Source organism: Pseudoduganella chitinolytica (genome assembly GCF_029028125.1).
Lineage (GTDB): Bacteria > Pseudomonadota > Gammaproteobacteria > Burkholderiales > Burkholderiaceae_D > Rugamonas > Rugamonas chitinolytica.
Map to the genome: position 1 here is coordinate 1,414,093 of NZ_CP119083.1, position 16,174 is coordinate 1,430,266.

The window sequence follows — 16,174 nt, forward strand, 5'->3', positions numbered from 1 at the left end:
TGCGATGACGTTCGATCTCGACTACGAAGTCCAGGTGCGCGAACTGAAGGCCGAGTTCCTCGCCTGCCGCCAGTGGGAACTGCTGGCCAGCCAGCACGACGGCGTGCGGCCGGAATACGTCGAGCGCCTGCGCCTGCAGCGGCAGGGCTGGCGGCACCGGCTGGCGGCCTTGCGGGCCCACGTGCGGCTGCACTTCGAGCGCTTCGACGCGCGCCGGGTCTCGTCGTTGCTGGCGTTGCCCAGCCGGCCGCTGGCGCCCGCCGAACTGCTGCTGCACCGGATCTGGCTGGGCGGTCCGGTGCCGGACGACGTGCGCCAGGCCATCTGCCAGTGGGGCGCGGCGCTGGACGAGGTGGACCTGCCGGCCGGTGCCGGGTACCGCTCGCTGCTGTGGGTGTGGGACGCCGCCCAGCTGGCCGGCGATCCCCTGTACCGGCCCGGCGCCGATGGCGTGGCGCGCTACACCATCGGCGGCTGCGAACTGGAGGTGCAGGAGCTGGCGCCATTGGTGTGCCGCCACGTGCCGGCGCTGGTGGCACGGCTGCGGCAGTTGCATGCGGCCGGCCGCTACGTCAACCTGTCGGACTACCTGCGCATCCTGGTGCTGCGCGAGTGGGGCGGCATCTACCTGGACGCGGACACGATGCCGTATCGCGCCGCCACCGTGCTGCTGGCGCGGCCGGAAGTGCCGGACTACGTCAGCTTCGCCAGCAGCGGCGCGCAGGTGCGGGCCACGCACGTGTCCTGGCTCAACCTCGTGCGCGACGAGAACGGTTTCCTGGTCGCGCGCCGGGGCGATCCGGCCGTGACGGCGCTGGCGGCCGAGATGACGGACGCGCTGGCGGCGCTGCCCACGCTGCAACCGGGCGCGCTGCAGCAGGCCACTTACTACCGCTGGCGCCAGCACGCGGGCCACACGCTGCTGCCGTGCCACGACCTGATGCAGGACCATGGCGTGCTGGCCGATGTCCGGCCGGAGCGGGTGGTGAGCGGCGTGCAAGGCATGCGGCTGCGTGTGGATGGCGACACGGGGGCACCGCTGCCCCTGTCTCCGACCGAGCAGCAGGCGTACGAGCGTACGGTGGCGGCGTTGGCCGGGCAGGACTGGCGCCTGGCGCACCCGCTGCTGCTGGAGCGGCTGGTCGAGCTGGCGTGGGTCAGCGAAGTGCCGCCGCCAGCCTATGCGCCGCAGCTGCGCGCGGACCCTGATTGCTGCAATTACTATTCGTTCCTGTCGGACGATCCGTGCCTGGACCGTGTCAACCGCCTGTTCGCGGCCTACCTGCTGGCCCGCAACGGCGAGCGTATCGCCCGCGGTGGCTTCTGGTCGCCGATCCGCGGCGGCCTCGCAGCGCCGGCGCCGCAACTGCGCGGCAGGGAGCTGTCGGCCCATGAATGATCCGCGCGCACCGCTGGCCTTCGTGGCCGGCACGGCCGTCCCCGAACGCGACCTGGACCACATGGCCGCGCTGCTGTTCGAGACGAGCTACCTGGAATACTGCTCCGCCGGCAACCGCCTTGGCCTGCCCCTGCGGGCGCTGCAGCGGCGCCAGAACATCGATCCATGGCTGCGCCAGATCCGCGCGCTGTACGTGGGCGGCCGCTTCGCCGGCTTCTACAACGCCGCCACGCTGGGCCAGTATGCCGCCACGCCGGCCGTCAACCATTATCGGGCCGAGGTGCAGGCCATGGATGCGGCCTACGACGCGTTCGTGGCCGCCCATGCGGCGCCGGACCAGCTGTTTGTCGCCAGCCTGGCCATCGAGCCGGCCTGGCGTGGCCGCGGCCTGCTGGATGTGTTGCTGGCGGACGCCGAGGCCGTGGCCCGCGGCGCGGGCTGCACCGCACTCGGGCTGACGGTATGGGGGACCAGCGCCGCGCTGCCCTTGTACCGGCGGCGCGGCTTCGCCACCGCAGGCACCTTCGACGGCGCCCGGGACCTGTTTTTCGACCGGCTGCACTTCATGGTGCGGCCGCTGCCAACGGAGGCGCCATGAGCGGGACCATCGACAGCATCGACACGATCGGCAAGCACAGCATCGGGGAGCGCAACCCGTCCACCGTCGGCGCGGGTGTACCCCGGCTGGCGACACGCGGCGAGCGGCCGCTGCGCGTGCTGAGCGAGGATGATTGGCGTCATTGGGAGGACAATGGCTACGTCGTCGTGCGCGACGCGGTGCCGCGCGCTGTCGTCGAACGGATCGAAGCCCTGGTCTGGGAATTCGAGGAGATGGACCCGGCCGACCCGCGTACCTGGTACCCGCCGGACAAGGTGGCGCTGCGCCGCACGGAGCTGAGCTACAACGCCGGCATGGTGGAGCTGTATCATCACCAGCTGCTGTGGGATGCGCGCCAGTCGCCGCGCGTGCACGGCGCCTTTGCCGACATCTGGGGTACGCCCGAGCTGTGGGTGTCGATCGACCGCGTCAACCTGAACCTGCCGCCGGAGCCGGGCTTCGCGTTCAAGGGCTTCATGCACTACGATTACGATCCGGACGGCGCGGCCGACAGCGTGCAGGGCGTGCTGTCGATCGGCGACCAGCTGGACCCGGAACTGGGCGGCTTCTGCTGCATCCCGCAGCTGTTCCGCGACTACCCGGCCTGGCGCGCGCGCCAGCCGGCCGATTGGGACTGGTACCGGCCCGACGTGGCGGGCCTGCCCATCGAACGCGTGCCGCTGGCCAAGGGCGACCTGCTGATCTTCAACAGCCGGCTGTGCCACGGCATTCGGCAGAACGTCAGCCGCGACCGGGCCCGCATCGCGCAGTACATCGCCATGCTGCCGGCACGCGAGGACGATGCCGCCGCGCGCGAGTGGCGCGTGCGCTGCTGGCGCGAGCGGCTGGCGCCGCAGGGCTACAGCCTACACGGCGATGCGCGCGGCGTGGAGCGCACGCGGTACGATACGGCACAATTGACGCCGCTGGGCGAGCGGCTGCTGGGACTGACGTCCTGGCGCGAGCAGTTTTGACAACGAGAGGAAATTATGGCAGTGCAGACTACAGGGCAGGATGAGGGCATTCATGCGATCGGACAGTTGTTCATGGTGGGCTTCGACGGCCTGGAGCCGGATGCGGCCATCGAGCGGCTGATCCGCGAGCGCCGCATCGGCGGCGTGATCCTGTTCCGGCGCAACGTGCACACCCCGGGGCAGGTGGCGACGCTGTGCCGGCGGCTGCAGGAGATCAACGCGGCAGTGTCCGACGTGCCCCTGCTGATCGCGCTGGACCAGGAGGGTGGCATGGTGATGCGCATCGAGCAGGGCGTGACGCCGATGCCCGCGCCGATGGCGTTCCATGCCGCCGGCTCGCCGGAAGACTGCCGTGCCTTGCACCGCATCAGCGGCGACGAGATGCGCCGCATCGGCGTCAACATGCTGCTGGCGCCCGTGCTGGACGTGAACAACAACCGCGGCAACCCCGTCATCGGCGTGCGCGCCTTCGGCGAGGATGCCGACACCGTGATCCGCTACGGCGGCGCCGCCATCGAAGGGCTGCAGGCAGCGGGCGTGATCGTCACGGCCAAGCACTTCCCCGGCCATGGCGACACGGCAGTGGACTCGCACCATGCGATGGCGCTGGTGGCGCACGACCAGCAGCGCCTGCGCGACGTGGAACTGGCGCCGTTCCGGGCCGCCATCGGGCAGGGTGTCGATGCGATCATGACGGCGCACGTGGCGTTCCCCGCGTTCGAGCCGGATCCGGATGTCCCGGCGACGCTGTCGAGCGCCGTGCTGACCGGCCTGCTGCGCGACGAGATGGGCTATGACGGCGTCGTCATTTCCGATTGCCTGGAGATGGGCGCGATCGCCGACGGCATCGGCGTCGAGCAGGGCGCCGTCGGCACGCTGCGCGCGGGCGCCGACATCGTGCTGATCTCGCACACGGCAGCGCGCCAGCATGCCGCCATCGACGCGGTGGCAGCCGCGCTGGCGTCCGGCGAACTGTCGGCCGAGCGCATCGGCGCTGCACTGGCCCGCGTGCGCCGCCTGAAAGAGGCAGTGGCCGTGCGCGGCTGGCGCGACTTGCCGGCGGTACCCGCAGGCCTGATGGCGCCGGACGCGCTGGCGCTGGCGGCGGATGTACAACGGCGCGCGCTGAAGGTCGAGGGCGCGTTCCGGGCGCTGGACCGGGCTGCGCCGGTGGCGCTGGTCACGTTCGAGGTGCGCGACCGCACCGAAGTGGACGAAGTGGCCAACGGCCGCAACAAGGAAGCGCGCAGTTCGATGCTGGACGCCTTGCGTGCGGCGGGTTTCGACGTGGCGGAACATGCGCTGTCGGCCCAGCCGACGCCGGCGGACGCCGATGCCGCCATCGCGTTCGCCCGCGACGCGGCGCAGATCGTCGTGCAGACGTACAACGCCATGCTGGTCGAGGAACAGCGGCGCGTGCTGGCCGCGCTGCCGGCCGGGCGGCTGTGGGTCGTGGCGGGCCGGCTGCCGTACGACCTCGACCTGGTGCCCGGGGCGCAGGGGCGGCTGGCCGCGTTCGGCTGCCGGCCGCCGGCGCTGGCGCCGGTGGTGGCGCGGCTGACTGGCGCGTGAGGCGTAGGGTCTGTCCCCGCAGGGGACTGACCCTGGTTTTTATCGCGGGCAGGGACCGGCCTTTGTATCGTGGCGGTCCGCCATTGCCGCGGACAAAAACCGGGGTCGGTCCCCTGGCAGCGTCAGCAAAGCTTCCCCAGCCACCACTTACCGGGGACAGACCCCAAGCCCTGCGGACGAAAACCGGGGTCGGTCCCCTGGCAGCGTCAGCAAAGCTTCCCCAGCCACTACTTACCGGGGACAGACCCCAAACCATGGTAACGTACCGGCGTCCAAGCACCGGGAGAGGCCCTTGTTTGCTCGTATGATCCTGCTGGCCGCACTGGCCATCCCCGCCGTCACCGCCATGGCGGCCACCGAATATCGCAACCCGCTCGAACTGCGCCTGCCCGGCGGCGCGCTGGCGCAGAACTGTGCCGACCCGGCCGTGCTGCGCGACCCGCAGGCCGTGCTGCCGACGTGGTACCTGTACTGCACCACGGACCCCGTCAGCAAGGCCGAGAAGGACGGCAAGGGCTGGCGCTTCCGGCTGATGCCGATCTACCGTTCGCACGACCTGGTCGAGTGGGAGTTCGTGACGGACGCCTTTGCCGACCGGCCCGCGCCGGCGGCCCGCACGGCCGGGCTGTGGGCTCCCGAACCCGTGTACATGAACGGCCGCTTCCACCTGTACTACACGATCACCGACGTCGACGATGCCCACAGCCCCGAGCCGGGCTGCGACACCGACAGCGCCATCGGCGTCGCGACCAGCGCCTCCCCCGTCGGGCCGTGGCAGCCGATGTCCGGCCTGGTGGTGCCGCCGCGCCGGGCGGGACCCGGCTGCAAGTTCCATTGGACGTACGACCCGGACGTGCTGGCGCAGGACGACGGCCGGCATTACCTGTACTACGGCAGCTACGGCGGCGGCATGTTCGTGCAGCGCCTCGCCGCCGACGGCCGGTCGGTGCAGGGCGCGCCCATCCGCATCGGCACCAACTGGCGTTACGAGGGCGCCGAAGTGGTACGGCATGGCGACCACTACTACCTGTTCGCGTCGTCCACCAACTGCTGCGCGGGGCCGCTCACGGGCTACGCGCTGTACGTGGGCCGGGCGACGCGGCCGGAAGGGCCGTTCCTGGACCGCCAGGGCGTCGACATGGCGGCCGCCCGCGTCGGCGGCACGCCCGTGCTGCCGCAGAGCGGCAACCGCTGGATCGGCCCCGGCCACAATACGGTGTTCCAGGACGGCGCCGGCCAGTGGTGGACGATCTACCATGCGGTGGACCGCAACGAGCCGTGGTTTGCCGCGCCCGACCTGACCCGCCGCCTGGCCCTGCTGGACCGGGTCGACTGGGTCGACGGCTGGCCGGTGGTGGCGGGCGGGAAGGGACCTTCCGACACCGCCTTGCCCGCACCTGCCTTCGCGGCCGGCGATGCGGATGCGCTGCGCCCGCCGCTGGGCCCCCCGGCCGAGGCCGACGCCGGCCGGCGCCTCTGGCACGAGACGTTCGCCGCCCCGCGCCTGGGCCACGCCTGGCAATGGCTGCGCCGCCCGCCCGCTGCCGACTGGCGGACGGGCAAGGGCGGCCTGGCCTGGCGCACGGGTGCCGGCGACCTGTATGGCGACGTCAACACGGCGGCCGTGCTGACGCGCGCGCTGCCCGCGGGCGACGTGCGCATCGATGCCAAGCTACGCCTCGATGCGCCCGAGGATTGCTGCGCGACCCACGTGCAGGCCGGGCTGGTCGTGCTGGGCGACGACGACAACTACGTCAAGCTGGTCGTCCTGGCGGACGCCGGCCTGCACCAGGTCGAATTCGCCAAGGAAGGCAGCCCGGAGCAGGCCAACTGGCCCCGCTACGGCAACACGGTGGCGGGTACCCCGGGCCAGCCGTGGACCTGGTTGCGGCTGGAGATCCGGCACGCCGGCGCCGAGCAGCAGATCGCCGCCTGGTCCAGCCAGGACGGCAAGGACTGGGTGGGGGGCGGCGTCTGGACGCACCGGCTGGGGCAGGGCGGCAAGCCGCTGCGCCTGGGCCTGGTGGCGATGGGGGGCGGGGCCCGCCAGGCCGTGTTCGCCGACGTCAGTGCGACACGCCTGTCCGCCGAAGTCGCGGGCGAGCAACGGCCGCGCCCAAGCGGACGACGTCGGCAATAATATTACTGGTAGTATGAATCGCACAGGGTGCAGGTGCGCGCCGCAGCGTGGCGCGTCCGTTGCACCCAACGATCGACAGAGCGAAAGACCGAAAGGAGGAGCGACAACGTGGACCACCCCGCCCGCAACTGCGGCGCCCCCAATGGCTCAATCTCGACGGTCCCTGGCAGGCGATGCTGGACGACCAGGCCGCCCACCACGACCCCGCCAGCGTGCCGTTCGACCGTACCATCATCGTGCCTTATCCGCCCGAGGCCCGCGCCAGCGGCCTGCATGACACGGGCTTTCGCCGGCGCGTCTGGTACAAGCGCATCGTCGGCCTGGACGACAACCTGCTGCCGGCGCCGGACGAACGCCTGATGCTGCACTTCGGCGCCGTCAACCACCGCGCCCGGGTCTGGATCAACGGCCACTTCGCCATCCAGCACAAGGGCGGCCACAGCCCGTTCTCCATCGACGTTACCCGCTACCTGTCCAGTCGCACCCTGGAAATCGTCGTGCAGGCCGAGGACGACCCGCACGACATGCACAAGGTGCGCGGCAAGATGGACTGGGAGCTGGAGCCGCACTCGATCTGGTACCCGCGCACGACCGGGATCTGGCGCACCGTCTGGATGGAGAAGGTGGCCTACTCGCACATCGCCCGGCTGCGCTGGACGGCGGACGTGTTCACGTGGCAGGTCCGCCTGGATGCGGACGTGGCCCACCTGCCGAAGAACAGCACGTTGAACGTGGTGCTGCGCCTGGGCGACCAGGTGCTGGTGTCGGACCGCTGCCTGTTGACGGGCGATTGCCTGTCGCGGCTGTTCCAGCTGCCCGACCCGGGCATCGACGACGCCAGGGCGCACTGGATGTGGAGTCCCGAGAGCCCGCAACTGATCGATGCCGAGATCACCTTGCACGCCGAGGATGGCCTGGTGCTGGACCATGTGGTCAGCTACACGGCCCTGCGCACGGTGTCCGTCGATGGCGACCGCTTCCTCCTCAACAGCCGGCCGTACTACCTGCGCATGGTGCTGGACCAGGGCTACTGGCCGGACAGCCTGATGGTGGCATCGGCCGAGCAGTTGCGCCACGACGTGCTGCTGATCAAGCGCCTCGGCTTCAACGGCGTGCGCAAGCACCAGAAATCGGAGGATCCACGCTGGCTGTACTGGTGCGACGTGCTGGGGTTGTGCGTGTGGGCCGAGATGCCGTCCGCCTACGGTTTCTCCAGCGAGACCGTGCACGGGGTGATGGAGGAGTGGAAGGAACTGGTCGAGCGCGACATCTCGCACCCGTGCATCGTGGCCTGGGTGCCGACCAACGAATCGTGGGGCGTGCCCGAGCTGATGCACGACCGCCGCCAGGTGGACTTCGTGCGTGCCATGTATCACATGACGCGGGCGCTGGACGGCACCCGCCCCGTCGTCGGCAACGACGGCTGGGAAATGCCGTGCGGCGATTTCGTCAACGTGCACGACTACCACATCGATCCGGAAGAGCTGTATGCCCGCTATGGCAAGCGCGAGAACCTGCCGTACACGTTCGAACATGTGCGCCCGGCCCGGCGCCGTCTCGTCATCGACGGGTTTTCCGGCATCGACAAGCCGTTGTTCCTGTCCGAATTCGGCGGCATCGCCTGCATGGAGGAGACCGACCCGAAGGGCTGGGGCTATTCCGTTGCCAAGGACGGCGCCGAGCTGCTGGCGCGCTACCGCGAGCTGATGGCGGCGATCCACCGCTGCCGCGCGCTGTCGGGATTCTGCTATACGCAGCTGACCGACACGTTCCACGAGAAGAACGGCCTGTTGACGGAGCAGCGCGTGCCGAAGGCGCCGATCGAGGCGCTGGCCGAAGCCACGCGCGGACCGGAGGCGAGCCTGCACGACTGGTATGTGGACCCGCTGGGGCACAGCCTGCTGTGGCGCGAGAAGCACGCGACCAAGGAGCTGCCGGACTGGCTCGACTCCGGTACGAGCGCCGACGTGCGCATCGCGCTGCAGGAGCCGGCCGCGGAGGTGTCGTCACCGGGGGACGCCGCCACGGCCGGCGAATCCGGGGCCGCCGGGGCGGGGCGCGACGACCAGCCGGGGACGTCCGGGCCACCGGGGCCGCATGTGCGCTGATGGCCTGGGGTCTGTCCCTGCGGGACCGACCCCGGTTTTTATCGCGGACGGCAATGGCATCGCGCCATGCCGAACCGAGGCGAACACCGCAATCCCCTGTGATCAACCAAACTACCTATGGCATTACCCAGCCAACGATTGAAACCGGGGTCGGTCCCCTGCGGGGACAGACCCCAAGCAAAGGAGCTGCGGTGAAGCGTCGCACCCTGATCGGCATGCTGGCCCTGGCATCGATGCTGCCCGCGCGAGCGGCCGAGGTCCAGGTCGTGCGCATGTGGACCCTGCTGAGCGGCGGGGACGGCGCCCGCATGCGCGCGCTGGTGGAAGAATTCAACGCCTCGCAGCAGGCCGTGCGGGTGGAAAGCACCACCTTGAAATGGGGCGAGCCGTTCTACACGAAGCTGATCACGGCGTCCGTCGTGGGCGCGGGACCGGACCTGGCGACGATCCACTTGTCGCGCCTGCCCAACCTGGCTGGCGGCGGCGTGCTGCGGTCCATCGCGCCGGCCGAGCTGGCGGCGGTCGGCCTGGCGGGGGACGATTTCCTGCCGCGCCAGTGGACCAAGTCGCAGCATGCGGGCCGTACCTATGCGGTGCCGCTGGACCAGCATCCGCTGGTCCTGTACTACAACAAGAACCTGGCCGGCAAGGCCGGCCTGCTCGATGCGCAAGGCAACCTGAAACCCATCGAAGGCATGGACGCGCTGACGGATGCGCTCCGCCGCGTCAAGGCGGCCACCGGCAAGGCGGGGCTGACGATGGAAAGCGCGCAAAGCAGCTATGCGATCTGGCGCCTGTGGCTGTCGCTGCTGGCCCAGCAGGGCCTGCCCGTCGTCGCCAACGGCCGCTTCGCCTACGGCCCGGCCGGCGAGGCCACGCTGGCGCGCATCGCGGGCTGGTTCCAGGCCGGCTATGCGACGTCCGGCATGGACTATCCCGCGTCCACCAGCCAGTTCATGGGCGGCAATGCGGGGTTCATGATCAACGGCGTGTGGGAGGTGCCCGAGCTGGTGCGTGGTGCCAAGGCCGGCACGCTGGGCTTCGAGTACGGCATCGTGCCGCTACCCAAGCTGTATGCCGACGCCAGCACGTGGGCCGACTCGCACGGCTTCGCGCTGCCGGCCAATGGCGACAAGCCGATGTCGGCGGCCAAGGCCCATGCGGTGCTGTCGTTCGTGGCCTACGTCAGCCGCCATTCGCTGGGCTGGGCCGAGGGCGGCCACATTCCGGCCTACCGGCCGGTGGCCGAGTCGCCCGAGGCGCTGGCGCTGCAGCCCAATGCCCAGTACGCGGCCGCCGCGCACAGCGTGGTCTACGATCCGGATGGCTGGTACATGGGCGCGGCGGGACCGCTGGAAGCGATTGCGTCGAAGTTCCTGCCGGCGCCGCTGGCGGGCCAGCTGACCCCGGCCGACGCGCTGCGCCGTTTCGAGACGGAAGCCGCGCGCCTGTTGAAGAAGCGCGCGCCGCAATACTGACGGGACCAGGAATGACCTCCATCCATCGCCGCCGCGAGACGTTGCCCGCCATGCTGCTGCTGGCGCCATTCCTTGTCGCGTTCCTGCTGTTCTTCCTGGTCCCCGCGCTGCAGACGTTCTGGCTCAGCCTGACCGACAGCAGCCTGACCCGCACCAGCGCATTCGTCGGCCTGGCCAACTACGCCACGCTCGTGCAGGACCCGTCGTTCTGGGCCGCGCTGGGCAACACGTTCTATTTTTCGCTGCTGACGGTGGTGCCGCTGACGGTGCTGGGCCTCGTGATGGCGCTGCTGGTCGACCGTTTTACGCGCGCCGGGGCCTGGCTGCAGGGCGCGTTCTTCCTGCCGTTCGTGCTGCCGATCTCCGTCATGACCCTGATCGCCGACTGGATGCTGCAGCCCACGTCCGGCGTCGTCAACTACCTGCTGGGCATGCAGCGGGCCTGGTTCGCCGACGTGCACTGGGCGATGCCGATGGTGGCCATCGGCACGATCTGGTGGACGGTGGGTTTCAACATGCTGATGTTCCTGGCCGGGCTGCGCAACATCCCGCGCGAGCTGTACGAGGCGGCCGCGCTGGACGGCGCGCGCGGCTTTGCCCTGTTCCGCCACATCACGTGGCCGCAATTGCGCCCGGTGGCATGGACTGCGCTGGTGCTGCAGTTGATCGCGTCGCTGAAGATCTTCGGCCAGACCTACATCATGACGACGGGCGGGCCGTACAACACCACCCGTGTGACGCTGCACTATATGTATGAAACGGCGTTCACGCAGAGCGATGCCGGCTACGCGGCCGCCATCGCCACGGCGTTCGTCATCGTCGTGGTGCTGCTGTCGCTGCTGCAGGGCTGGATCGCGCGCCGCGTGGGAGGACGGCCATGAAGGGACGCCACAACCTTGGCTGGACCATCGTCGCGGCGGTGGCGGGCATCGTGCTGGCGGCCCTGTGGGCGGCGCCGCTGCTGTGGGCCCTGTCGACGTCGTTGCGGCCCGAGTACGAGACGATCTCGCCGGTATTCCACTGGCTGCCGCAGCACTGGACGCTGGAGGCCTACGGGAAAGTCCTCGGCGCCGGCAACGTGCCGCGCTGGTTGTTCAACAGCGCGCTGGTGGCGCTGCTCGTCACGCTGGTGACGATGGCGGTCAGCCTGATGGCGGCGTATGCGTTCTCGCAGATGCGCTTCCGCGGCCGCGACACGCTGTTCGTGCTGGCGATGCTGGCCTTCCTGCTGCCGTTCGAGGCGCTGCTGGTGCCGCTGTTCCGCATGATGAACCAGCTGGGCCTGATCAACACCTATGCCGGGATCGTGCTGCCGCAAGTGGTGTCGCCCGTCGTGATCTACGTGTTCCGCCAGTTCTTCGATGCGATCCCGGCGGATTTTCGCGAGGCGGCCGTCCTGGACGGCGCTTCGCCATGGCGCGTGCTGTGGAGCGTCTACCTGCCCATGTCCGGCAATATCGTGTGGGCCATGGCCATCGTCACGTTCATCGCCGCCTGGAACAACTTCCTGTGGCCGTTCATCATCGTCACGTCGAACGACATGATGACGATCCCGCTGGGCCTGACGCAGACCTACGACGCGTTCGGCGTGCGCTATGCCCAGCTGATGGCGGCGGCGCTGCTGGGGGCATTGCCCGTGGCGCTGGCATACGTGGTGTTCCAGCGCCGCGTCACCCATGGTTTCCTGGCCGCGACCGGCCTGAAAGGCTGATGCCAGCATGCCCGCGCGCCGCCCGACGATGACCGATATCGCCAAGCAGGCGGGCGTGTCGCAGTCCACGGTGTCGCTGGTGCTGAACGACGTGCGCGGCACCAAGGTGTCGAAGGCCACGCGCGAGCTGGTGCTGGCGATCGCGCGCGAGATCGGTTATCCCCAGGTGCGCCATCCGCGCAGCGGCGCGGCGCCGCAACGCAACCTGATCCTGTACCTGACCGACGAACTGGCCACCAGCCCGCACGCGATGCAGACCATCGACGGCGCCACCAACCACGCCTGGGAGCACGACTGCATCGTGTCCGTGTTCGCCACCCGCAGCGACCCGGCGCGGGAGGCCGCCATCCTGGCGCAGATGCTGGCCAACCCGGCCCTGCTGGGCGTGATCTACGGGACGATCTTTACCCGCCAGGCCAGGGTGCCGGCGGCACTGGGCGGTGGGCGCGTGCCTGTCGTGCTGCTCAACTGCCACGCGCGCGACCATGCCTTTCCCTCCGTCGTGCCGGGCGAGGTGCTGGGCGGGTATGCCGCCACGATGCACCTGGTCGACGCGGGCCACCGCCGCATCGGGTTGATCAACGGCGAGCCCTGGCTGGAGGCGGCCAGCGAGCGCCACAAGGGCTATCGCCAGGCGCTGACCACGGCCGACATCCCCTACGACCCCGTACTCGTGCGCGAGGGTGACTGGCAGGTGGGCAGCGGCTTCGAGCACGCGCTGGCGCTGCTGCGCCTGCCCGACCCGCCCACGGCGCTGTTCTGCGCCAACGACCTGATGGCGGTGGGCGCCATCGATGCCGCCCGCCAGCTGGAGCTGGCCATTCCCGGGCGGCTGTCCATCGTCGGCTACGACGACCAGGACATGGCGCGCTACATCCATCCGCCCCTGACCACGGTACTGCTGCCGAACTACGAGATGGGCCGCTGGGCCGCCGAGACGCTGATCGCCCAGGCGCGCGGCGGCGCGCCTGGGCTGCGCCAGCATATCAAGATGGAATGTCCGCTGGTGGTGCGGGAGTCGGTGGCCCAACCCGCCCGGGAAACCTGAGCTTTGGGGACTGTCCCGCAGGGACTGTCCCCGGTTTTCATCCGCGGCAATTGCACCCCATCGGCGCACGCGCTGCCATGGAAAACCAGGGACAGTCCCCTGCGGGGACAGTCCCTGAACCAAAAGCGTTGCGCACGCCACGCACCGCGTTGGCATTGTTGTACGGTTATGACTAATATTTATTAACCAGTCCAATACCAACACGCATCGGACACCGGCTTTCACCAGGCAAAAGCCAAGCCATCGGCCCGCGCGCGGCGGGAATCGCCTGGGCCAACACAAGTGGAGACCATATGAACGCATCGAGCAAACCTCGCCTGACGCCTGTCTGTGCCGCCGTGCTGCTGCTGGTGGCGGGCGGCGCGCTGGCGCAGCAGCAGGCACCCACGCAGCCGGAAGCCCAGGCAGCACCGCCAGTGGCCGCCGATGCCACGGCGCAGTCCACCGACGCCGCCGGCGCCAGCGCCCAGCAGGGCACGCAGGGGGCCGGCGCCGATGCCACCACGCCCATCGCCACCGTCGAGGTGACCGGTATCCGCCGCAGCATCCGTTCGGCCGAGCAGATCAAGCGCGACGCGCCGCAGGTCGTCGATTCGATCAACGCGGACGACATCGGCAAGTTCCCCGACCGCGCGGCCGGCGATGCGCTGCAGCGGGTGGCGGGGGTGCAGGTGGGGCGCGACCGCGGCGAGACGTCCTCCGTCATCATCCGCGGCCTGCCGGACGTGGCGACGACCCTGGACGGCCAGGACATCTTCACGGGCCGCGGCCGGCGCCTGTCGTACCAGGACCTGCCGGTGCAATCCATTGCCGGCCTGGACGTGTACAAATCCGCCACCGCCAACCAGTTCGAGGGCGGCATCGCGGGCGCCGTCAACATCCGCCTGCGCGCGCCGTTCGACTTCAAGACGCAGACCATCACGGGCTACGTCGAGGACCGCCGCCAGCAGGTCAACGGCAGCGCGGCCACCAAGACCCGCAACAGCCCGGGCGGCGGAGTCCTGTACAGCAACCGCTGGGACACGGGCATGGGCGAAATGGGCCTGCTGCTGGACGCGGCCTACAACAAGGAGCACTGGGGTTATCCGGTACAGTGGAACGACCGGCCGGACCGGCTGTTTTCGGTCAGCCCGGACGGCACGGCCACGCGCCTGAACGACGACCAGCCCGTGGCGCCGCTGCGTGCCGGCGACCGGCTGGGCAGCCTGCCCCACATCGGCGGCATCTACAATGCGGGCGACCGCGAGCGCTTCTCCGGCCATGCCGCGTTCCAGTGGAAGATCAATCCGAAGCTCGAGTTCACCACCCAGTACGTGGGCATGGGCTACCGCGGCCGCCACGAGGTCGACTACCAGCTGGCGATCGTCGGCTGGACGCCGCGCCTGACCAATGTCGTGCTGGGCGAGGAAAACGCCGGCTGCGCCACGCCGGAGGGCGTCATCTGCCCGATCCTGTCCGCCAACGCGCCCGCGGCCCGCTTCGGCGGGCCATACGACTGGGATCCGTACGTGGCCACCAGCGCGTGGGGCGTGCAGGAGCGCACCAACACGCACTTCCTGAACTTCGCGCTGCAGTACCGCGACGGGCCCTGGAGCGTCAACTCCGCGCTGGCGCTGACGCATTCGAAGTTCATCAACGACACCGTCATCGTCGACCAGCAGATCCCCGGCGCCAGCGCCAACGTCTATACCTATGGTGGCGATGGCCACGGTGGCTACAACGCCATCACCACGCCGACCAGCAGCAATCCGCTGCGCGACCCCACCCAGTTCGTGCTGCGCGGCCTGGTGCAGAACTGGGAGGAATCGGTCGGCAAGCAGGCGCAGTGGCGCACGGATGCGACCTACAAGCTGGGCGACGGCCTGCTGCGGGCCGTCAACCTGGGCCTGCGGCTGTCGACCCGCAACACGGAATACCACAGCGCGGAAGGTCACAGCGACGTCAACGGCGCCAATCGGCCCAATCCCGTTGCCGCCTTCGGCCCCGGCTTCGAAAGCCTGGTGCCGGGCGTGGACCGGCTGGGCGGGCCGTTCCTGGTGCCGTCGCGCGACTTCCTGATCGATAATGCCGATGCCGTGCGCGCGGTCTATGGCGCCGCCGCCGGCCGCGTGGCCGACGACCCGACCCGCTACTTCGACCAGCGCGAGCGCACCGTCACGCTGTACGGGTCCGGCCGCTGGCAGACCACGGTGGCGGGCATGGAGGTGAGCGGCGATGCCGGCGTGCGCGTGGTGCGGCTGAACCGCAAGATGCGCGGCACCACCCGCAACGGCGACGTGCTGACGCCGATCGACGTCAAGGCCTCCGAGACCAACGTGCTGCCGAACTTCTCCGCGCTGGTGGGCTGGCGCGAGAACCTGCAGTCGCACTTCTCGGTCGGCAAGACGATCACGCGGCCCGAATTCAACCGGCTCAACCCCGCGATGTCGCTGATCCCGCCCACCGTCAACGCGCCGGGCACGGGCAACGCAGGCAATCCCGCCCTCGATCCCACCAAGTCGACCAACACGGACGTCACGCTGGAATACTACTTCCCGAAAAACGGCTTCGCGCAGGTGGCGCTGTTCCACCGCGACATCAATGGCTACCTGCAGAACTTCACCCAGGACGAAGTCATCGGCGGCCAGACCTACCGCGTCACGCGGCCGCAGAATTCCGGCTCGGGCACGTTGAAGGGCGCCGAGTTCAGCATCCAGAAGTTCTTCGACTTCCTGCCGGGCTTCTGGAGCGGCTTCGGCGCCCAGTTCAACTACACCTACATCTCCGGCGACAACGAGACCCGCACGACGCTGGACAGCCCCACGTTCGAGAAGACCAGCCTGATCGACGTGGCCCGCCGCAGCGCCAACTTCGCCCTGCTGTACGAAGGCCATGGCGTCACGGGCCGGCTGGCCGCGACCCGGCGCGGCGCATATGTCGAGCAGATCGAGGAGCCCCGCTTCCTGCAGGACCGGATGGTGCAGGCGCAGACCTACGTCGACCTGTCGCTGTCGTATGAGCTGACGAAGAACCTGACCTTGCAGTTCGATGCCATCAACCTGACCAAGGAGAAGTACGAGAGCTATGTCGGCAGCGAGAGCCGGCCGCGCGACATCCGCTACACCCCGACCACGTACGGCCTGGCCCTGCGCTTCAAACTGTGAGCG

At 69.6% G+C, this 16,174-nt stretch carries 11 protein-coding genes; all 11 read left to right on the plus strand.

Going from position 1 to position 16,174, the window contains the following annotated elements; genetic code table 11:
* The first annotated feature begins 4 nt into the window (after positions 1–4).
* The 11 genes from PX653_RS06170 (at position 5) to PX653_RS06220 (ending at position 16,171) form a co-directional block, all read left to right on the plus strand.
* Positions 5–1,399, plus strand: a complete 1,395-nt coding sequence (locus tag PX653_RS06170; RefSeq protein WP_277417036.1) for a glycosyltransferase — start codon at positions 5–7, stop codon at positions 1,397–1,399.
* The gene (locus tag PX653_RS06175; protein WP_277417037.1) at positions 1,392–1,997 is read left to right on the plus strand and encodes a GNAT family N-acetyltransferase; all 606 of its coding nucleotides are present in this window, start codon (positions 1,392–1,394) and stop codon (positions 1,995–1,997) included. The genes PX653_RS06170 and PX653_RS06175 overlap by 8 nt, the downstream gene beginning before the upstream one ends.
* On the plus strand, positions 1,994–2,971 hold the full coding sequence (locus tag PX653_RS06180; RefSeq protein WP_277417038.1) for a phytanoyl-CoA dioxygenase family protein: 978 nt from the start codon (positions 1,994–1,996) through the stop codon (positions 2,969–2,971). Before PX653_RS06175 ends, PX653_RS06180 begins: the two co-directional genes overlap by 4 nt.
* A 15-nt stretch (positions 2,972–2,986) precedes the next feature.
* Positions 2,987–4,543, plus strand: a complete 1,557-nt coding sequence (gene nagZ, locus PX653_RS06185; protein ID WP_277417039.1) for a beta-N-acetylhexosaminidase — start codon at positions 2,987–2,989, stop codon at positions 4,541–4,543.
* 292 nt (positions 4,544–4,835) lie between these two features.
* Positions 4,836–6,683 carry a family 43 glycosylhydrolase gene (locus tag PX653_RS06190; RefSeq protein WP_277417040.1) on the plus strand — a complete coding sequence of 616 codons (1,848 nt, stop codon included), beginning with the start codon at positions 4,836–4,838 and terminating at the stop codon, positions 6,681–6,683.
* Positions 6,684–6,856: 173 nt separating this feature from the next.
* A complete protein-coding gene (locus PX653_RS06195; RefSeq protein ID WP_277417041.1) occupies positions 6,857–8,791 on the plus strand; it encodes a glycoside hydrolase family 2 protein in 1,935 nt (644 codons plus the stop codon).
* 191 nt (positions 8,792–8,982) lie between these two features.
* Positions 8,983–10,269 (plus strand): extracellular solute-binding protein, encoded by a 1,287-nt coding sequence (locus PX653_RS06200; RefSeq protein WP_277417042.1) that lies wholly within the window; start codon positions 8,983–8,985, stop codon positions 10,267–10,269.
* Between the two features lie 11 nt (positions 10,270–10,280).
* The gene (locus PX653_RS06205) at positions 10,281–11,150 is read left to right on the plus strand and encodes a carbohydrate ABC transporter permease (protein WP_277417043.1); all 870 of its coding nucleotides are present in this window, start codon (positions 10,281–10,283) and stop codon (positions 11,148–11,150) included.
* Positions 11,147–11,980 carry a carbohydrate ABC transporter permease gene (locus tag PX653_RS06210; RefSeq protein ID WP_277417044.1) on the plus strand — a complete coding sequence of 278 codons (834 nt, stop codon included), beginning with the start codon at positions 11,147–11,149 and terminating at the stop codon, positions 11,978–11,980. The genes PX653_RS06205 and PX653_RS06210 overlap by 4 nt, the downstream gene beginning before the upstream one ends.
* Positions 11,981–11,987: 7 nt before the next feature.
* On the plus strand, positions 11,988–13,028 hold the full coding sequence (locus PX653_RS06215) for a LacI family DNA-binding transcriptional regulator (protein ID WP_277417045.1): 1,041 nt from the start codon (positions 11,988–11,990) through the stop codon (positions 13,026–13,028).
* 293 nt (positions 13,029–13,321) lie between these two features.
* Positions 13,322–16,171 carry a TonB-dependent receptor gene (locus tag PX653_RS06220; protein WP_277417046.1) on the plus strand — a complete coding sequence of 950 codons (2,850 nt, stop codon included), beginning with the start codon at positions 13,322–13,324 and terminating at the stop codon, positions 16,169–16,171.
* The last annotated feature ends 3 nt before the right edge of the window (positions 16,172–16,174 follow it).